At 29.0% G+C, this 19,371-nt stretch carries 18 protein-coding genes and 1 pseudogene; 16 read left to right on the top strand and 3 right to left on the bottom strand.

Features of this window, described 5'->3' with window-relative positions; translation table 11 throughout:
* Positions 1-6 precede the first annotated feature (6 nt).
* Positions 7-267: a helix-turn-helix domain-containing protein gene (locus ACXAG7_RS17765; protein ID WP_476667673.1), complete on the bottom strand. Its 261-nt coding sequence runs from the start codon at positions 265-267 to the stop codon at positions 7-9.
* A gap of 1,188 nt (positions 268-1,455) precedes the next feature.
* Between ACXAG7_RS17765 and ACXAG7_RS17760 the strand changes: the two genes are divergently transcribed.
* The 5 genes from ACXAG7_RS17760 (at position 1,456) to ACXAG7_RS17740 (ending at position 5,782) form a co-directional block, all read left to right on the top strand.
* A complete protein-coding gene (locus ACXAG7_RS17760) occupies positions 1,456-1,776 on the top strand; it encodes a hypothetical protein (RefSeq protein ID WP_476667672.1) in 321 nt (106 codons plus the stop codon).
* A 394-nt stretch (positions 1,777-2,170) separates the two neighbouring features.
* Positions 2,171-2,662, top strand: a complete 492-nt coding sequence (locus tag ACXAG7_RS17755) for a hypothetical protein (RefSeq protein ID WP_476667671.1) — start codon at positions 2,171-2,173, stop codon at positions 2,660-2,662.
* An 86-nt stretch (positions 2,663-2,748) separates the two neighbouring features.
* Entirely contained in the window at positions 2,749-2,955 is a 207-nt protein-coding gene (locus tag ACXAG7_RS17750; RefSeq protein WP_476667670.1) for a hypothetical protein, read from the top strand.
* Between the two features lie 443 nt (positions 2,956-3,398).
* Complete coding sequence (locus ACXAG7_RS17745) at positions 3,399-3,887, top strand: hypothetical protein (protein ID WP_476667669.1); 489 nt, start codon at positions 3,399-3,401, stop codon at positions 3,885-3,887.
* A gap of 1,721 nt (positions 3,888-5,608) precedes the next feature.
* Positions 5,609-5,782, top strand: coding sequence for a hypothetical protein (locus ACXAG7_RS17740; RefSeq protein ID WP_476667668.1), 174 nt, complete (start codon positions 5,609-5,611; stop codon positions 5,780-5,782).
* Here ACXAG7_RS17740 and ACXAG7_RS17735 read toward each other — a convergent pair.
* Positions 5,779-6,246: a hypothetical protein gene (locus ACXAG7_RS17735; RefSeq protein WP_476667667.1), complete on the bottom strand. Its 468-nt coding sequence runs from the start codon at positions 6,244-6,246 to the stop codon at positions 5,779-5,781. The genes ACXAG7_RS17740 and ACXAG7_RS17735 overlap by 4 nt on opposite strands.
* A 362-nt stretch (positions 6,247-6,608) precedes the next feature.
* Here ACXAG7_RS17735 and ACXAG7_RS17730 point away from each other — a divergent pair, with 362 nt between their 5' ends.
* The 3 genes from ACXAG7_RS17730 (at position 6,609) to ACXAG7_RS17720 (ending at position 8,987) form a co-directional block, all read left to right on the top strand.
* Positions 6,609-7,202, top strand: coding sequence for a hypothetical protein (locus tag ACXAG7_RS17730; protein WP_476667666.1), 594 nt, complete (start codon positions 6,609-6,611; stop codon positions 7,200-7,202).
* Between the two features lie 1,006 nt (positions 7,203-8,208).
* Positions 8,209-8,634, top strand: coding sequence for a hypothetical protein (locus tag ACXAG7_RS17725; RefSeq protein WP_476667665.1), 426 nt, complete (start codon positions 8,209-8,211; stop codon positions 8,632-8,634).
* 68 nt (positions 8,635-8,702) lie between these two features.
* Positions 8,703-8,987, top strand: coding sequence for a hypothetical protein (locus ACXAG7_RS17720; RefSeq protein WP_476667664.1), 285 nt, complete (start codon positions 8,703-8,705; stop codon positions 8,985-8,987).
* Between the two features lie 628 nt (positions 8,988-9,615).
* Here ACXAG7_RS17720 and ACXAG7_RS17715 read toward each other — a convergent pair.
* A complete protein-coding gene (locus ACXAG7_RS17715; RefSeq protein WP_476667717.1) occupies positions 9,616-10,089 on the bottom strand; it encodes a lysostaphin resistance A-like protein in 474 nt (157 codons plus the stop codon).
* Positions 10,090-11,008: 919 nt separating this feature from the next.
* Between ACXAG7_RS17715 and ACXAG7_RS17710 the strand changes: the two genes are divergently transcribed.
* The 8 genes and pseudogenes from ACXAG7_RS17710 (at position 11,009) to ACXAG7_RS17675 (ending at position 18,067) form a co-directional block, all read left to right on the top strand.
* On the top strand, positions 11,009-11,206 hold the full coding sequence (locus tag ACXAG7_RS17710) for a hypothetical protein (RefSeq protein ID WP_476667663.1): 198 nt from the start codon (positions 11,009-11,011) through the stop codon (positions 11,204-11,206).
* A 327-nt stretch (positions 11,207-11,533) separates the two neighbouring features.
* Positions 11,534-12,043, top strand: a complete 510-nt coding sequence (locus ACXAG7_RS17705; protein WP_476667662.1) for a hypothetical protein — start codon at positions 11,534-11,536, stop codon at positions 12,041-12,043.
* Positions 12,044-12,159: 116 nt separating this feature from the next.
* Entirely contained in the window at positions 12,160-12,441 is a 282-nt protein-coding gene (locus ACXAG7_RS17700) for a hypothetical protein (protein WP_476667661.1), read from the top strand.
* Positions 12,442-13,742: 1,301 nt separating this feature from the next.
* Positions 13,743-14,183: pseudogene (locus ACXAG7_RS17695) on the top strand (RHS repeat-associated core domain-containing protein); the annotation flags it as partial.
* Positions 14,184-14,272: 89 nt separating this feature from the next.
* Positions 14,273-14,563, top strand: a complete 291-nt coding sequence (locus tag ACXAG7_RS17690; RefSeq protein WP_476667660.1) for a hypothetical protein — start codon at positions 14,273-14,275, stop codon at positions 14,561-14,563.
* A 16-nt stretch (positions 14,564-14,579) separates the two neighbouring features.
* Entirely contained in the window at positions 14,580-14,945 is a 366-nt protein-coding gene (locus tag ACXAG7_RS17685) for a hypothetical protein (protein WP_476667659.1), read from the top strand.
* 1,351 nt (positions 14,946-16,296) lie between these two features.
* Positions 16,297-16,728 (top strand): hypothetical protein, encoded by a 432-nt coding sequence (locus ACXAG7_RS17680; protein ID WP_476667658.1) that lies wholly within the window; start codon positions 16,297-16,299, stop codon positions 16,726-16,728.
* Between the two features lie 769 nt (positions 16,729-17,497).
* A complete protein-coding gene (locus ACXAG7_RS17675) occupies positions 17,498-18,067 on the top strand; it encodes a hypothetical protein (RefSeq protein WP_476667657.1) in 570 nt (189 codons plus the stop codon).
* The last annotated feature ends 1,304 nt before the right edge of the window (positions 18,068-19,371 follow it).

Raw genomic sequence — 19,371 nt, 5'->3', positions numbered from 1 at the left:
TTTGTTTTATGAATAAGCTTCTTTAGTTTTAAAATCAGGAATAAGCGCATCTAAAAGAATATAGAGATGCTTTTTATTATCATTAGACAATTTAGCAATATCCTCTACTCGTTTTAAAGTCTCTGTGTCAAGTTCTAAATTGGTATTACCTACAAGGTAATCTAAACTTATTTTTAAAGCATTAGTAATTTTATTAGCCATTTCAATAGTTGGAGAAGTTAAATTACGTTCATAACGCGAAATATGAGTAGAATGTACTTCAATCATTTTTCAAGTTCCCTCAGATGGGGCGAGAATGTTAAAGTAATGTTTGCTTCATAACTTGTATTGCTTAACAAGAATAAAGTATTTTTAAATACTATTATTTTCCTTTTATCTTAGATACAAAAGGAAGCATAAAATCAAGTCCAAACAAGGAAATTACTGCGTACCGCTCGATTTCGAAATTCCATGCTCTTGTGCTACCGCACCGCAATTTCATTTCTTCACTCGCTATTTCTTAGTTTGCACAAATGCTTACCGTCATAAGCTTATAAGCCGAAAAGATATCCGATCCCACTAAAGAGAATTCTAATGGAGGTAATGAGTAAGTAATTAGAAATTGAATTTTATAGTAATAAAGATGAAACTATTGCAGTACTGTTGTGGTTTTTTTTGTTTTATAACTTGTATTGTTTAACAAGAATAAAAGTACTTTTAATTACTATAATTTTCATTTTGTCTTCGATACAAAACGAAACAAAAAATCAAGTCCAAACAAGGAAATTACTGCGTACCGCTCGTTTTCGAAATTCTATGCTATTGTGCTATCGCACCGCAATTTCATTTCTTCACTTGCTATTTCTTAGTCTGTGCAAATGCTTACGGTCATAAACCTAAACGCTAAAGATATATCTGGTCTCTCTAGAATCCTTTCTAGTGGCTAGCTTTTTAAAATAATGAAGATAAACCCACAGTAGAGCTGTTGTGGTTTTGTTTGTTTTTAAGAAAGTTTCTCGTTTTTAAAGCTAGAGGATGAACAACAATATTTCCTTTATTCTGAGAAAATTTTGTGTATTTTTACTTGAAAATTGCCGGAATTGGGAAAGTTACTTCAAATAAAAGAATTGCTGTGGTTATTCAATAAAATGAGGGAAAACTAGTTTAGGTAGTTGATGAGATAAAGTAACTACTAGTCCTTTTGGAATGGAACATTACAGGTCCAATAACAACATTTCTTCTATTGGGAATAGAATAGTATTGTGTAGAGTTAGGTTGTTGGTAGTAAGTTTTTTGGGTAGGTTCTTGAAGAGAGTGTTATAGCCTGTCAATAGAGATATTATGCCACAGCTGCAGAAAGGTTTAGAAAATTGACAGATTCTCTGAGAAATATAAAAGTCATTCAGCATATAAATTTTAATAAATAACGAGTAAAAAAAAGTAATGTATCAAAAGTTAAGGTTGCTAGTTAAAAATATGGGAATTAGATCACTAGAGCTAAAGTTTAGTAGAGTCTTAATTGTAATATTATTGATTTATTTTATCATTGAATTGAAGAAAGACGATAATATTATTTTTGAGGACTCAAATGGGAGGGTTTCTTACATTGATTTTAGAAATACGTCTGAAAGTGGTGTTTTAATTTATAAAATTGTCCAAAAGGGAGATGTTTTGATTTTATATACAGGTACAAAAGATGATGAGATAAGAATATTTAACACTAAAGAGCCTTTTTCTATATCATTGATAAATGAATCATCTTCCAACCTTCGGATGTTTACTACTAAAAAGAAATAAGAATTAATTTTAGATTTTTTTATGGAAAACTACTTTAAGAAATTGAAGTAGTTTTTTCCTTTTTTTAATAAGTGTAGCTACGAATAGCAATTATAAATACAATAATCTATTCAAGAATAAAAATAGTGTTTTAATAACGGTAATAATAGCTCTTTTGTTAATATTATTTTCTCATTTTATAAATTGCAAGTTAGGAGAATCAAATTTTGAAATTGACAAATCAATCTTTTATAGTAGAATTGGAGGGTACTTGTTTTTCGTCCTCCATGTAATTATGTTATTAATTCCATTCATATTGGGAATTTAAACCGTTTTTCAAAAAATGATGAATAAATATTTTTTAATTATGATTCTGTTCTTCTTATCATGTTCGACACAAGATAAAAAAGTGGAGATGGAATTAATGAACTGTGTTAATGAGGCATATTCAGCTAGTGTTGAGAGTTTTTATGGAATTAAGAACGAAGTAAGTTTTTATGATTTGATGCTAGAAGTAGAAAAAGTGCTTATAGATGACAAATTATTGAAAAACACAAAAAAGAATTCATTTTTTGATTTTTTTTCAAAATTAAAGGAGAGTGACAAAAAATTAGCACTAGAAAAGATAAATAAATTACTCGAAGAATCTAAATTCGAGATGAATTACAACAATTTATATTCTATTTTTCAATTATGTCCGTATAAGTTGTTAGTAAAGAACAAGAACATTGATTCAGATCTTTTAGAACAGCATCAGATCTTTGGTGAAATGGAACTTAAAGGAAATGATGATTTAATCTTACTTCATAAAGTGATTGAGGCAACAGAGGACAAAAATTTTAAAAAAAATAGTTTATCGAGCGCCAATAATTTTATTAGCTGTAATAAATATGAACTATTTAGTTAATGGAAAAATAGAACCTCAAACTGTGAAAATTGACCAATAGTCAGCAAGTTTCATCTTCTTCCTTCAGTCTGTAACGAGTAAAAGATATGATTAAAGAACTTTATTTAACAAAACTACAAAAGCCATATCGTGGTTTTGTACTTTTCAAGAAAGTTTCTCGTTTTTCGAGCCAGAAGCTAAACATTGGTATTGCCTTTAATCTTGGAGTACTTTGTGTATTTTTATCAGAAAAATTGCTGGAACTAGCAGAGTTACTTAAAATAGAAGAGTTACTGCGGCTATTCAATAATTAAGGAAAACCGAAGGAGAAGTTAATTTTTTTATTATCCGAATGGTAGTATTAGAAAGGTAGAAAAGCATAATAAAAAAGGAATCCTTGTAAAAAGGAAGGAATATAGGAATGAAGAAAAAAACAAATAGCTTTCTATTGTTTTGAAAACATAGAAATCATTTTTTAAGGTGGTTTTGTTAGGGAATCTATGGACAATTTGGAAAGTTTGAAAACTCACGAAATTACAGGTTTGTTTATCAATGTTTTTTGGTAACATAAGAATATACCCAAAGGAGGTCTGCTTCTTTTTAATTTTGCCCAATCGCAGAAAAAGCCTGAGATATTAAAACCATTCAATCAGGCTCAAGTAAATATGTTAATTTTAGATATCGAACAACTAGTAGAAAGGGTAGATCAGTAAGAAGAACTAAAAGAATAACTATTTAAATATAATATATTTGTAATATGAACATTAAGTTTTTTTTCGTAGCAATAATAACTTTAATATTTACTAATCAAAAATCTACTGAAATTGATACATATGGAGAGTCTTTGAATGTTATATTAGATAGCAAAGAATATAAATCAATAACAAAAAATAGAAAAAAGTATCATGTATCTGATGAAATTATAACATACTCCAAGTTAGCTAATTTTTTTAAAAAAGAACTGAATTCTATTAATCCAATAACATTAGAGGAGATAGCTAATAATGGAGATAATGAGAATTTAAGAAATATAGAACTTCAGAAATTAAACATCAAAAAATGTGGGATTGTTCAAATATTTTTTTCTGAAATACAAGACAGTATATTTTTTGCTGAGATTTTTGAGAGTAAGAAAGCTTTTGATTATTCAAATAGACCTGATTTTGGAGTTAGCTATGTATATATGTTCAATTCAAATTCAGGGTCAGTAAAATTAGTTTCAAAACAAGAGCTTATTTATAACTAAATTGGGTTGTGTCAAAAACTAACACCATTCCCGCCAGTTTGTAACTGGTACCGAGTATGAGTAAGCAATACAGAAATTAACTTTTAAAAATAATAAAGATAAAGCCACAGCAGGATTGTTGTGGTTTTGTTTGTTTTATAATTTGTATTGCTTAACAAGAATGAAAGTATTTTTAAACATTATTGTTTTCATTTTGTCTTAGATACAAAACGAAACAAAAAATCAAGTGCAAACAAGGAAATTACTGCGTACCGCTCGTTTTCGAAATTCCATGCTCTTGTGCTATCGCACCGCAGTTCCATTTCTTCACTCGCTATTTCTTAGTTTGTACAAATACTTACCTTCATAAGGCTAAAAGCTGAAGATATATCTGTTCCTGCTAGAAATTCTTTCTGGTGGTGATGACTAAAGAAAAAGGAATTGATTTAAAAAATATTATAAGATGAAGCTACAGCAGAGCTGTTGTGGTTTTGTTTTATAACTTGTATTGCTTAATAAGAATAAAGTATTTTTAAATACTATTATTTTCCTTTTATCTTAGATACAAAAGGAAGCATAAAATCAAGTTCAAACAAGGAAATTACTGCGTACCGCTCGTTTTCGAAATTCCATGCACTCATGCTACCGTACCGCAATTTCATTTCTTCATTCGCTATTTCTTAGTTTGCACAAATACTTTCTTTTATAAGGCTAAAAGCCGAAGATATGTCTGTTCCTGCTAGAACTCTTTCTGGTGGTGATGATTAAAGAAAAAGGAATTAATTTAAAAAATAATATAAGATGAATCTACAGCAGAGCTGTTGTGGTTTTGTTTGTTTTATAACTTGTATTGCTTAACAAGAATAAAAGTATTTTTAAATACAATTATTTTCATTTTGTCTTAGATACAAAACGAAACAAAAAATCAAGTGCAAACAAGGAAATTACTGCGTACCGCTCGTTTTCGAGATTCCATGCACTCATGCTACCGCACCGCAATTACATTTCTTCACTCGCTATTTCTTAGTTTGCACAAATGCTTACCGTCATAAGCTTATAAGCCGAAAAGATATCCGATCCCACTAAAGAGAATTCTAATGGAGGTAATGAGTAAGTAATTAGAAATTGAATTTTATAGTAATAAAGATGAAACTATTGCAGTACTGTTGTGGTTTTTTTTGTTTTATAACTTGTATTGTTTAACAAGAATAAAAGTACTTTTAATTACTATAATTTTCATTTTGTCTTCGATACAAAACGAAACAAAAAATCAAGTCCAAACAAGGAAATTACTGCGTACCGCTCGTTTTCGAAATTCTATGCTATTGTGCTATCGCACCGCAATTCCATTTCTTCACTCGCTATTTCTTAGTTTGCACAAATACTTGCCTTCATAAGGCTACAAGCTGAAGATATATCTGTTCCTGTTAGGAATTCTTTCTGATGGTAATGACTAAAGAAATAGGAATTAATTTAAGAAATAATATAAGATGAAGCTACAGCAGAGCTGTTGTGGTTTTGTTTGTTTTATAACTTGTATTGCTTAATAAGAATAAAGTATTTTTAAATACTCTAATTTTCATTTTGTCTTCGATACAAAACGAAACAAAAAATCAAGTCCAAACAAGGGAATTACTGCGTACCGCGGAAACAGGAAGCCAACCTGAAGGTGTATGAGCAAGAAGTAATATGTCTATTAGAAGAGTAACTAAAGATAATTATCAACTAAATAAAAAGAAATAATGAAATATTATATAATACTCGCATGTGTCATTTTATCACTTACTTCTTGCCGAAATGAAAATAAAAATGGTATTTCATATCAATTATTTGATACTGAAAATTTAAATCTAGAAATAAAAACAGTATATGATTTAGCTGGCTATTTAAACAATCAGGGAAAAGAAGAAGTTTAATTATTTGCTTTTTCTTCAAAGTCTTTTATCATCTCATTTAAAAGTCTTATTTCTTCAACAGTTATAAGACTTTTTTGATGAAAAGGAATTATTGAATCCAAAACGTAATCGTACTCTAAATGATTTTTAATTTTCTTTTTAGAAAGGATTTTTGCTAATTTATTCTCACGTTTATATGGTAGATTTTTTTCTTCTATTTGTTCCCAAAAGTAGTTTATTGTTTTCCCAGAACTTTCTTGAAAAAAAGTAAATACGTTTTGAATATCGTATTCTAAACTTTTAACATTCTGGTATCTACTCTTTGCATTAATAATCCCTTTTTTCCAATTTCTGTAGGTGTTAATCATATGATCGACGCTTGACTGATTAAAGCCTTTTGGTGGGTAATTTTCAAAAGAAGTGATAGCAATATCTATGGCATTGCATAGGTTTTTTACTTTTTGTTCATATTTTAGTTTAGTCATGTATATTTTATCTTGCAATATAGAAATAGTACTCTTCTTTTTCTCTACTTTAACGCTCCTTATTTTTGTTCTATAGAGTTTTTGGACTACCTAGTAAATTTGGTATAAATTCTTAAGCGATTTTTATATAATTATTGATTTTAATTTCTAACTCTTTTTCAGCAGGTGTTTTATAGTAATGGAGGTAGTTCTTTTGGTAGAATAAAGGGAATTACTTATTTTGACGGTAAAGACATTATGGGAGGTGAAGGTCAACCACCTGCAGGAGGAGCATTAGGAAATAGAGGCGGACATAATGTAACAGATAATTGGCAAGCAATATTAAAATTAATAGGAGATTTTTGTTCAAAACACCCAAATAAATGTTCAGTAAGAAAGTGTTTTTTTTTCTTATCATCATCTTAGTTTCATGTGATGATAAACAACATCGTCAATTTAATTTATCTAAAGAAGATTATTCTTGGCAACCATATAAGAAAAACGATTTATTAGTTTTTAAATCTAATAAAGGTTTTTTAGATACTTTGATAATATCTGAGATTGCAATTCGGAAGATGCCAACTGACCCTCTAGATTTATTACCAACGGTTATTGAATCACTTCATGTTTATGTTTCTGATATTGAAAATGGTGAGGATAATAAATTTTTGCATAAAATACTTGAAATATCATCTTACGGAAAAGACACTACTCTTCTAAGTTATAGTTTAGAACTTAAAAAAGCTTGTTTTTATAGTGATAATAATAGTAATATCCAATCTATCATGTCTGGAGATGCTTTCAACTTACAAGAAAAAGTATATGTTATGACTTCTAGGGATACTACTTATAATTTTAGAGATAATTTTATAGATAAATTATATTGGAGTAAAAATAAAGGTATCCTAGGATATGATATGAAAAAAGGAGATATGTGGAGAATTGTTAAGTCTCAATCGACCATCTTTAATAGGTAGATAGTTATCCCTGATGGTGCTAGTATGTCAGCGTAATTGCTAGTGCTAGTTTTTAAATAGTACTGAGCAAGAGTAAGTAATTAGAAAATAAATTTTTAGAAATATTAAAATAGAGCCACATCAGAAATGTTGTGGTTTTGACTCTTTTATAACTTGTATTACTTAACAAAAATAGAAGGTCGTTTAAACACTATTATTTTCATTTTATCTTAGATACAAAACGAAACAAAAATCAAGTCCAAACTAGGAAATTTCTGCGTACCGCTCGTTTTTGAAATTCCATGCTCTTATGCTATCGCACCGTAATTCCATTTCTTCTCTCGCTATTTCTTAGTTTGCACAAATACTTACCTTCATAAACCTAAACGCCGAAGATATGTCTGCTCTCACTGGAATCCTTTCTAGTGGCTAATTTTTCAAAATAATGAAGATAAACCCACAGTAGAGCTGTTGTGGTTTTTAAGAAAGTTTCTAGTTTTTAAGGCTAGAGGATAAACAACAATATTCCCTTTATTCTGAGAAAACTTTGTGTATTTTTACTTGAAAATTGCCGGAACTAGCAGAGTTACTTCAAAAACTAGAATTGCTGTAGTTATTAAAAATATTAGGATGAAAACTGTGAAGTTTATGTTATTAATAATGAGGAAGCTTTTATTACAGAATTAAAAGAAAATGGGAAAACTAAAGATGGTTACAATTTTGAAAATTATGAAGGTCAAATCAGTTAAGGTGAAAGTACGAATGATTTAGCTGATAATGTTGGCTATGGAGAAAGCTATAAAGGTGAACTGAAAATTGATCCTGGCATAGTATTTAGTCGAGTTCAAAATGAAACTGGCAGCGCTTTTGGTGCTGGAATAGAAAAAGCTGATAAAATGAATAAACTTGACCCTCAAGTAAGTGGCAGAGGTGTATCAAATTATGAAAAAGCTAATAAAATAGCATCTAGACCAAAAGCTTAATAATATTCAAAAAAACTATAGCATGAATTATTAATCAATAAAATATGAATAACAATCAAAAAATAGCACTTGGAATCGTATTGTATATTTTTGTCATTAAAATATTCAGTTTCCTGTATTCGATAGTTAATTTTTTAGGATTAAAAAATAACTTATCAACTATCTATTATTACCTAAGTCTTATTGGAATAATAGGAATATCAATTTTCTTTTTTAAATTTAGTTATAACAAGTTAGTTAAGGTTATCAATAAGCAGTATGCTATCTACCTTTTAGCGATACTATTATTTATAATTGCATTTATTGACCAGTACACCTCATATAAGTTAGGACTTTTAATAGGAGAAACTATGAGTGATTTAGATCAACTGTCGCTACCTCAAAAAGTAAAAGGTCATGGATATCTGGTTTTGCACATTGTAATGCTGTTGTCATACAAATGGATTTTTAATCATAAAGAAGGTAAATAAACGGTAACGGGTAGTAGATTAAACAGACACAACTTCGATGCTCGTAACTACGATTTAGCTTTAGATAGATGAGTTTAGAGCTACTGATAAATGAAATACGCAGACACTCGCCGTATAGTGATGCGTTTAATAATTTTCTCAGGTTTATTGATCCTGATGGAATAAAGAAATCTGAGAGTTATCTTGTAAAGGAATTGGAATCTATTGGACCAAACGGATATAGCCTACAAGGTTCTCCCATAGAAATTGATTTAAGAAAAGAAAATAAAAGAAAAATTTTTTATGGATTTGGTCCTACTAATGAACAGCGAAAAAAGTTAGGACTTCCAATATTAAAAAACACAAAAAAATAATCATCGATGAAAGCCTATAAATTTATCTTGCTCTTATTTTTATCAATTTTTTGTAAAAATAAAATTGACGATACGATATACTTGGAAATAAAAAGCCCTCAAAATTGTATACATCAGATTTACATTAAAGAGAATACAAATATCAAGATAGATGTAGCAATAGATTTTAAGTAAAAGCGATACAATTTATTAAAAAGAAGCATTAGAAATTTTAGAGACAATCAGGTTTAATATTAATAAAAAAGATGGAGATTTTATTGATTCTTTAGTACATAAAATTGAGGATTCTGATTTAATTAAGAGCAATTATTAATGAGATGCTTATAAATATAGTCTAAAAATTAATGGCGTACTAAAAAGGGAGGTTTATAATCACGATAATGATTTATCAGAAATAGTTGGAATTATCAATAAAAATTTAGAGTTGGATTACTTTTGTCATAATTATTAACTCTTCGAAGATTGACATCTAGCTATAGCGTAATAATTGGTTAAAGGAGTTTTCAATAGAAAACGTTACTAAAAACGCCATTTGTAATGGCGAACAGTATGTTTTTAAAATAGTGTAAATAACGCTGATTTTCTAATTGCTAACAGCACCTAAATTCGGGAGGAGATCAAACAAAGGTCAATCTCTGGTTTTTAGTAGTCTTCTTACAAGAACTATAATTATAAACAACGCTAAACCTGTACATGTAAAATAGAGTAGGTTAAAATTCATTATTCTTTCAATATTCCAATATATATGACTGTATTCTTTTATCAAAAACCATAAAAGATTGAAGAAAATATGTGCTATTATTGAGTATAATAAGCCGTATCGAACAAAAATAACCCCTAGAATGATACCTAGAAAGAAGCTATTGAATAACGAGCTGTAATTTATAGTTATCAAACTTAAATGATTTAATGAAAACAGAAAACTAGATAATAATATAGCAAATAGCATTGAGTTTTGTTTTCTAAGTTTCCCGAGAATAAATTTTCTAAAAACTAATTCTTCAAGAAAAGGAATAATCAGTACAGTGTTTAATACAGTAAGTGTGTTTTTTATAGGGGTGGATATACTTTCTTTAAAATCTGGGACTTGTTCTATTCCCATTATTATATCTACTCTATAAAAAGGGTCTATAAGAATGCGATAAAATAAAATAAGAGAGCAAACGGTTATAATTTGGGGTAATATATTCCTTTTGTTAAAATCATTGATGTAATTCTCTTTCCTAAAAATGATGAAATAAAAAAATAAGAAAGAAATTGAGTAAACGAATGTGTCAATTAGTAATAGTAGATCTGCGTTGATATGAGGGTTTTCTATTATTTCTTTTCCCAGGGTTAGATACAAAGTTGCGCTTAGTATGGCATTTAATAGATAGTAGGTTATAAATAAGAAAGAGGTTTTTAATACAGTGTTTTGTGAGATTTTCATTTAATAAAGGAGGCTTTCTTTTCTTAATAGTTGAGTCGTAAAAAATGGATCTTAGGTAAAGATTTAAATAGTCTCTGTTTAGAGGTGAAATATATTTAGTTTCTTTCCTATATGCAACTAAAAAAGGTAATTGCTTTTACTATCTACTTTACCTTTGAAGCTATTTTTAGATATAATTGCCTCTTAAAACTTTTTTGTCCGCTTTTTTAAGGAGTCGACAATTATAAGGTGTAAGTTACCTCTTGTAAGAACTGTTTAATCGTTAAATAATTTGTAAAAACCTGGGTCTTTTTTAAATTCGTTTGCTGAGAATAAAATGCATGCAAGAAGTCGATAATAACTCACAAGATTTTTAGTGAGTAGTTATGGATAAAAAAGAAAAGCAATGAAAAAAATAACTGTTGTAGGAGGCGTAATTTTAGTTACTCGATCTATAACAGAAAAAAGTGGGCTTAAGGAAAAGGAGGTCATAAATTAGAATGTCGATTCTCCTTTAGATTTTAACCCAGTTCCGAATAATTATTCTTAAAAAACTAAAAACCTAAGATAAAAGAAAAGTTGTCCAAAATTAAAAAGATAAAGTTTAGTCTACATGAAAAAAGGTAAATTCATATTGTTAATTGTTTTGATTACTGTTCTTGTTCTCGTTGTTGAGTATGCAGTTGATATGTATTATTTTGCTAAAGGGGTAGAAGAGGACTTAAAAAACGAGAAGAATATTGTAAAGAGAGATTCGGTTAATCCTAATATGTTAATAATAAACATAGATAGTCTGAAAGCTGATAATTGAGGTAAGCATAAGATGAGAATTTTACTTCCCAAGTGAGAAACAAATTTTTTACCTGTGCTATCATGATATGAAAAATGATGATGTCTAAAGATATTACCTTTTCTTTATTGAGAGTAGAATTTTTTTTCGTCGAATAAGCCAAAATGGAATTTAACGGGAACATGTTTACGGTGTAAGTTTCCTCTTGCAAGAACTGTTTACTCGTAAAATAATTTGTAAAAATGTGCGTCTTTTTTAAATTCGTTTGCTGAGAATAAAATGCATGCAAGAAGTCAAAAATAACTCACAAGATTTTTAGTGAGTAGTTATGGATAAAAAAGAAAAGCAATGAAAAAAATAACTGTTGTAGGAGTCGTAATTTTAGTTGTAGTATCTATCTTTTGTGTTAAAAAAGAAGAATCAAAGAAAGAGAATGTTATCACTGGAGATTGGGTTGTTTACCATGCAGATTCGTTGAGGGAAGGAAAATCGGAAGAGTTGTTTGAATATACAGAACTTTTTTTCAGTACGAATACCCTATATCGGTATTCAAATTTAGGGGGACTGTTGTCTCCAACAAAATATGAAATTACTCAGGATTCTTTGTTTTTTTATACAAAAGAGTCAAGCTCGAATAAAAGCTTCGTAGGTAAGTTAACTATAGCACATAAAGATACTTTATCGATAACGGATGGAAATTATACGATAATACTCTATAAATTACGCAGTGAACATAAGTTGATGAGTGATTATATAGGTTTAGAGGATCATTTTTTTACAAAGTTTGATACATCAAATAAGGAGTTTTTAACGGGCTTTCTAGATAGAATGAAAACGTGTTTTAAAAAGGTAAAATAATTTGTAAAAATGTGCGTCTTTTTTAAAATTCGTTTGACTTAGAATAAAATGTATACAAGAAGTAAAAAATAGCCACTAGCTTTGTTGCGAGTAAGTATGTGTTAAAAATAAAAGTAATGAAAAAAATAACTGTTGTTGGAGCCTTAATTTTAGTTACTGCATATTACTATTGGAATCAGAGGTATGTTCAGTTTTTTCCTGTAGTAGAGTTTGATGGCGATGGATATGTAACTGCTAGTAGTTCACCAGATGCGGATTTTTATAATAACTTAGCGTTTGTATTAAGTTATCTTCACTCGCTATTTCTTAGTTTGCACAAAAGTCTACAAGTTGAAAATATATCCGTTCCAGCTAGCATCCTTTCTAGTGACTGCTATGAGTATGCAGGTAGAAATTAAATTTTCAAAATAATAAAGATAAAGCCACAGCAGTACTGTTGTAGTTTTGTTTGTTTTTATAACTTGTATTGCTTAACAAGAATGAAAGTATTTTTAAACATTATTATTTTCATTTTGTCTTAGATACAAAACGAACAAAAAATCAAATCCAAACAAGGAAATTACTGCCCGCTCGTTTTCGAAATTTCATGCTCTTATGCTATCGCACCGCAATTTCATTTCTTTACTCGCTATTTCTTAGTTTGCACAAATACTAGCCTTCATAAGGCTATAAGCCGAAGATATGTCTGTTCCTGTTAGGAATTCTTTCTGATGGTAATGACTAAAGAAATAGGAATTAATTTAAGAAATAATAAAGATGAAACCAACGCAGTACTGTTGTAGTTTTGTTTGTTTTTATAACTTGTATTGCTTAACAATAAAAGTACTTTTAAATACTATTATTTTCATTTTGTCTTAGATACAAAAGGAAACAAAAAATCAAGTCCAAACAAGGAAATTACTGCGTACCGCTCGTTTTCGAAATCCCATGCTTTGGTGCTACCGCACCGCAATTTCATTTCTTCACTCGCTATTTCTTAGTTTGCACAAAAGTCTACAAGTTGAAAATATATCCGTTCCAGCTAGTATCCTTTCTAGTGACCGCTATGAGTATGCAGGTAGAAATTAAATTTTCAAAATAATAAAGATAAAGCCACAGCAGGATTGTTGTGGTTTTGTTTGTTTTATAACTTGTATTACTTAACAAGGATGAAAGTACTTTTAAACATTATAATTTTCATTTTGTCTTCGATCCAAAACGAAACAAAAAATCAAGTTCAAACAAGGAAATTACTGCGTACCGCTCGTTTTCGAAATTCCATGCTCTTGTGCTACCGCACCGCAATTACATTTCTTCACGCGCTATTTCTTAGTTTGCACAAAAGTCTACAAGTCGAAAATAAATCCGTTCCTGCTAGTATCCTTTCTAGTAGTCTTTTTGACTAATAAAAGAGGAATCAATTTAAGAAATAGTATAAGATAAACCCACATTAGAACTGTTGTGATTTTGTAGCTGTTAATAAGTCTCGCTTTAAGTGAAAAAGAGTACGAACCAATAAGAAGAGAATGTAACAAGAAGATTAACAGGAATACAACCTTTGTTCTTTGAAAACTATGTGTATTTTTACTTGAAAATTGCCGGGACTAGAGGAGTTACTCCAAATAGAAAAATTGCTGAGGTCATTCAATAAAATGAGGAAAAACCAGGTTAGGTAGTTGATGAGATAAAATAACTATTATCCGCCGTTTGGAATGCTACGGTTCAAAAATTTAAATACAATTGTGTGGAGTTAGAAGAGTCTTTAGGTCTAGACTTGTATGAAATGGATGTTAGAAGTTATGACTCTGCTATTGCTGGATGGACTTCAATTGATCCAGTTACACATTATGAATTTTCTTCCTATCAGGCTTTTGACAATGATCCTATTTTTTATGCAGATTCTAATGGTGCCGCTAGTCAAATTATTTATGATTTTGATGGTAATCCTTGGAATGTTGATTGTGAAAATGGAGAGTACGATAATACAAGAAGAGCAGATGGTTCTGATGATGAATGTTTAAGCTGTGAAACTGAAGAAGATTGGGGAAACTACTATTCTCAGGCGAGAAATACTGCTGCTATGTTGGGAGAAGACCCTAATTTTGGAGGGAATAGACTTACAGTAGGTTATGACGAGAATGGTAAAGATTTTATTATCTAGATGGGGAGTCAATGGATTTGGTGAAGCCTTAAAATAGATTAAATGCTTTTATACATACTTTTGATGTTAATTTATTTTTACCAGCGTTATTGACCAAGTTTGGTAATATTTTTAAATTGTTTGACAAAAGTGATGATGTTGTTAAAATAACAGCTAAACTGTCAGATGAAGCCATACAAACGTTAAAAGTTGAAAAAGGCAGGTTAGAAAAAGTTTTGAAAGAAGTTCAAATACAACTTCAAAATGGAAATGACCAAATTGTAAGAGAGATTAGTAGAGGTCATACTCCTAACCCACATGGATTAGCCAAAGAAGTAAATGAAACGCTTCCAAGACAAATTGAGTGGATACACAATCGTTTGAATGAAATAACCAACTAATAAAGTAGCAGTAATTATGGTTAAAAATTTAATAAATAATAACTTTAAAGATTTTCTTTTGTATCTCAATGAATCTTTACCAGATAATATTGATTATAAGGATGTATCAAATTTGTGTTTGTCAATATTTTTTACGGTGGATTTTCTTCCAAAAAAATATCAATCATTGGAGCTAAATAAAGAAGTTTTATCAATCGTTTTTTCAGAAATATGTAAAGAAAAAGGAATAATAGCTTATCCTAATAGTGCTGTTATTTATGGAGCTTCTTTTCATAATAGCCATGATAAAGGTCATTGGTTGGAAGTCTTAGCTAGTGTTTTTAAATTGAATATTGAACCAAATATAAAAGAGGCTAAAAAGTTGTTATTCCCCGTTAATTGACATTTAGCGATAGTGTAATGGAAATTAGTTAAAGAAATTTTAAATAGAAAACGGTACTAAAAAAGCCATTTGCAATGACAAGTATTATAGTTTAAAAATAATAGCGAAAAAGCCACAGCAGAGATGTTTTGGTTTTGTTTGTTTTATAACTTGTATTTCATAACAAGAATGAAAGTACTTTTAAACACTGTTATTTTCATTTTGTCTTAGATACAAAACGAAACAAAAAATCAAGTCCAAACAAGGTAATTACTGCGTACCGCTCGTTTTCGAACTTCCATGCTCTTGTGCTATCACACCGCAATTTCATTTCTTCACTCGCTATTTCTTAGTTTGCACAAAAGTCTACAAGTTGAAAGTATATCCGTTCCAGCTAGTATCCTTTCTAGTGACTGCTATGAGTATACAGGTAGAAATTAAATTTTCAAAATAATAAAGATAAAGCCACAGCAGGATTGTTGTGGTTTTGTTTGTTTTATAATTTGTATTGCTTAACAATAAAAAAGTATTTTTAAACATTATTATTATCATTTTGTCTTAGATACAAAACGAAACAAAAAATCAAGTCCAAACAAGGAAATTACTGCGTACCGCTCGTTTTCGAAATTCTATGCTCTTGTGCTATCTCACCGCAATTCCATTTCTTCACTCGCTATTTCTTAGTTTGCACAAAAGTCTACAAGTCGAAAATAAATCCGTTCCTGCTAGTATCCTTTCTAGTAGTCTCTTTGACTAAGAAAAGAGGAATTAATTTTAAAAATACTGAAGATAAAGCCACAGCAGAACTGTTGTGGTTTTCTTGTTTTTAAGAGAGTTTCTCGTTTTTTAAACTAGGAGATAAACAACAATATTTACTTTATTCTTTGAAAACTATGTGTGTTTTTACTCAAAAAATGCCGGAATTGGAGAAGTTAGTTCAAAAACAAGAATTGCTGAGGTCATTCAATAAAATGAGGAAAAACCAGATTAGGTAGTTGATGAGATAAAGAGAAAAATGTAAAAATAGTAACGAATATGGTTGGTCAAATCATTGATCATAATCTTAGAGGGAATCTTTCTGATGCTTTTAGGCATATCCTCTTACAGGTCCCGAATATTTAAAGTAATGAAGCAAAGAATACAGAAGTATGGTCAGATGCTCATGAGCATTCCGTACCATGGAATCAAATGGCAGACCTTTATATGGATGTTCCTAATAATACAATTGGTATTGAAGTTGGAAAGACGAATCCAAATGCAAGCATATAAGATTTTGTTAAAATAATTATGAAAGAATTAGCAATAGTGGTGGTCGAATAATAAATAAAAAAAATAAATTAGTGAGCTCTAACAAAAAAGGTAAATTCTTTTTTTGTTAAAAGAAAATTTATGGAGTAATAAAAAAAGAGACAATTCAATCGAAAATATAAATTTCATAATGAGTAAAAAGTTTTATTTAATTGTAATTACTGTACTTTTAATATTTTCATGTCAAAGTAGTTATAAAGAAAGTATTAAGGTTAATTACTACAGTTCAATTAAATCTGAACTAGTTGATACTTTGAAAGTTGATTCAGAAGATTTGATTACTAGATTAATAATAAAGATAAAAGGTTATTCTAATGGAAAGTTTAAGTTTTATTATGGTAATAAAAATGATGATAATTTTCAAATAATAGAAATGAATAATGAATTTAACAAAGTAATTACCTCTGAATGGTATGAACCAGAATGTGTAATTAAAATTATTCCAAATTATGGAGTGAAAATAGATAGCTTATCTGTTAAATTTGAATTTAGATAGTCAAAAGGTTAATATGTTGATTAGTAGGTGGTTTTCTGTTTGGGGTTGCCGTGATAGTACGTAAATGTTTGCGTTTTTTTATCTAGGAAATGACAAGAAAATAAGTTACAATTTAGTATTCGATTTTTAAGAGATGACTTAAAGTTTCTGTTGTCTATTTTTGATACGTCGTCAAAAAAAAGCGAACATTATTTTCTATTTTTTTTACTGTTTAATCATTTTTTATTCTCTTTTATCCTATCTGTTTTCGAAGGTTTTAAACTTTGATGTTTTCTATTGAGAATATGGTGTAACTGAATCTTTCTTATGGTAACTCGTTCTAAATTTTTGGCTTTCTGTTTTGATTGCTGTTTCTGTAATTGTTGGTTTCTATTATCAGATAAGTTAAGTAACATTGTTACATCCCCAATCAAATACGAACCGTCTTTTAATAATAATTTCCTTAGGACATTTAAGGTGAATGGATAGGAACGGCGATAATCTCCTCTCGAATATAGGTACTATTAGCATTTAGAAAATATAGATTTTGACTCTTATCTTTTACAAGTTGACAGAATAAGGAGAATTGAAGAAAAAGAAGTAAGACATGTAACCAACAGAATAAGAGCTCAGATTGATACAACAGTTGAAAAAGATCCTCTTCGTTAGGTGTATTAAAATATTCCGCTTAGTGTAAATCCATTTAGACTTAAACCCAACAAGGATGCAAAAACATATTACTTTTAGCGCAATTAAAAAAGGGTATAAAAATTATAGAAAGAATTAAATTATGAATAGATTTAGTTTATTGTTAATTGTAATTTTATTTAGTTGTAAATCTAGCTTTGTAAAAAAAAATGAATATCAAAATGATAATTGTAAATTGATTTATAAAGACTTTGGCGTTGATGAGAATACATTTAAATATTTTAAAAGCGAACTATCCTCTTTCTTAAAGGAAAATCGCAATTTAGATATCTTAAAAATATTTTATAGTGGTGGTAATAAAAAAAGTCATAAGCTTATAAGATGGTCTATAGATAACGATAAAAAAATGACAACGCTTGAAATAGAGGGAGAAAATAGTAGAACTTTTACAACATCAGATTATGGTGTAAGTGAGTTTGAAAAAAAAGTATTTACTGTTGAGAAAAAGAGAATAATGCAGATATGTTCGTATGATATTAGTAATGATACATATGTTTTGCTTATAAAAAGTAAAGGCATATATAAATTTAAGTACATATCTAATTCATCTAATTATAGTTCACTGAATAACATAGAGAAAAAGAAAATTCTGGGGGTTATTGACCTTATTAATTATTTAGAAAAAATAAATAAACAAAATGTTACGAATTAGGAGTGTAATAGGGGGTAGAATGACTTAATAGTAAATTAATATTAGAAGTATTATAAACCATAATAGCTATAATAATGCAGCTTCGTATTAAGAATAACAAAATCCGAATTTGTGGGTTTTTCTTATCTGAATAAGTCCTTAAATCTTACAGATTAAAAGATACCCTACTCCCTCTAGAATTCTTGCTAGTGGCGGTAATGAGTAAGTGATTAGAAATTAGGTTTTAAAAGTAATATAAGATAAGGTCACATCAGAGATGTTGTGGTTCTGTTGTTTTTAAGAAAGTTTCTCGTTTTTAAAGCTAAAGATAATGGAGGTTTTTCTATAAAAGTTTCTGTGGCTGAAGGGCAGGCTATAAAAACATCAGGATTTAATGCGGGGGCATTTACAATAAAAGGAGGTATGTATGATAATTAGCATAGTGAACTTAAAATTAGTAGATACTATAAACAAGAAACTACCAAAACCGTTGTACCTTGCGTTGCAATTTTTAGTTTTTTAGGTAATGGGAGTTTTGATAGCAATAGAAGCGATTTTCACCATATAATCCCCTAAATTAAATGATAAATCCATTGAGGTTTCAGATTTAGTAGATCCGGGTGATGATAATGGAACTGGTGGAGAACATAGTGTAAATGTATATCAATTAAAAAATAACATAATGAATAACCTTTTTAAAGTAACTACTATAATTTTTTCTTTATTACTTCTTGTCTTACTTACTATATCATGGTACAATTTAGATTCTTTAGTATTTGGGAAATATAGAGGTAAGTCTGAAATGGCAATACTTGCTTATTCTTTAACTTTCAGTATTTCTATTGTTGTTTTATATAAATTACTTAAAGTTTATATAAATGATTGGGACAAGTAGAATGGATGAATAAGTTGAAGTTATAAAAGCTAGATAGCTTGGATTTTTAATCAGAGATTTAGATAAGTATTAAACAATGTTATATTTAATTATGTAGCTTTGTTTTAATATTTTAAGAATATGCTTTTTTAGCTTTATAGTCTTATATCAAAGCATCAATATGGTACTGGTATATCAACGTAATTGATAGTGCTAGTTTTTAACTAGTACTGAGCAAGTGTAAGCAATTAGAAATTGAATTTTAAAGTAATAAAGATGAAACCACTGCAGTACTGTTGTGGTTTTGTTTGTTTTATAACTTGTATTACTTAACAAGAATGAAAGTACTTTTAAACATTATAATTTTCATTTTGTCTTCGATACAAAACGAAACAAAAAATCAAGTTCAAACAAGGAAATTACTGCGTACCGCTCGTTTTCGAAATTCCAT

The sequence above is a fragment of the Tenacibaculum sp. AWR4_210 genome, assembly GCF_056160945.1.
This window is presented reverse-complemented; position numbering and strand designations above follow the sequence as displayed.

Coding starts and splice junctions, on each gene's coding strand:
- ACXAG7_RS17750 (WP_476667670.1), top strand. CDS start 2,749: ATGATTAAAGAACTTTATTTAACAAAACTACAAAAGCCATATCGTGGT.
- ACXAG7_RS17710 (WP_476667663.1), top strand. CDS start 11,009: ATGAAAAAAGGTAAATTCATATTGTTAATTGTTTTGATTACTGTTCTT.
- ACXAG7_RS17740 (WP_476667668.1), top strand. CDS start 5,609: ATGAAATATTATATAATACTCGCATGTGTCATTTTATCACTTACTTCT.
- ACXAG7_RS17760 (WP_476667672.1), top strand. CDS start 1,456: ATGGGAATTAGATCACTAGAGCTAAAGTTTAGTAGAGTCTTAATTGTA.
- ACXAG7_RS17705 (WP_476667662.1), top strand. CDS start 11,534: ATGAAAAAAATAACTGTTGTAGGAGTCGTAATTTTAGTTGTAGTATCT.
- ACXAG7_RS17685 (WP_476667659.1), top strand. CDS start 14,580: ATGGTTAAAAATTTAATAAATAATAACTTTAAAGATTTTCTTTTGTAT.
- ACXAG7_RS17720 (WP_476667664.1), top strand. CDS start 8,703: ATGAGTTTAGAGCTACTGATAAATGAAATACGCAGACACTCGCCGTAT.
- ACXAG7_RS17700 (WP_476667661.1), top strand. CDS start 12,160: ATGAAAAAAATAACTGTTGTTGGAGCCTTAATTTTAGTTACTGCATAT.
- ACXAG7_RS17725 (WP_476667665.1), top strand. CDS start 8,209: ATGAATAACAATCAAAAAATAGCACTTGGAATCGTATTGTATATTTTT.
- ACXAG7_RS17715 (WP_476667717.1), bottom strand. CDS start 10,089: ATGGGAATAGAACAAGTCCCAGATTTTAAAGAAAGTATATCCACCCCT.
- ACXAG7_RS17675 (WP_476667657.1), top strand. CDS start 17,498: ATGAATAGATTTAGTTTATTGTTAATTGTAATTTTATTTAGTTGTAAA.
- ACXAG7_RS17765 (WP_476667673.1), bottom strand. CDS start 267: ATGATTGAAGTACATTCTACTCATATTTCGCGTTATGAACGTAATTTA.
- ACXAG7_RS17755 (WP_476667671.1), top strand. CDS start 2,171: ATGGAATTAATGAACTGTGTTAATGAGGCATATTCAGCTAGTGTTGAG.
- ACXAG7_RS17735 (WP_476667667.1), bottom strand. CDS start 6,246: ATGACTAAACTAAAATATGAACAAAAAGTAAAAAACCTATGCAATGCC.
- ACXAG7_RS17730 (WP_476667666.1), top strand. CDS start 6,609: ATGTTCAGTAAGAAAGTGTTTTTTTTTCTTATCATCATCTTAGTTTCA.
- ACXAG7_RS17745 (WP_476667669.1), top strand. CDS start 3,399: ATGAACATTAAGTTTTTTTTCGTAGCAATAATAACTTTAATATTTACT.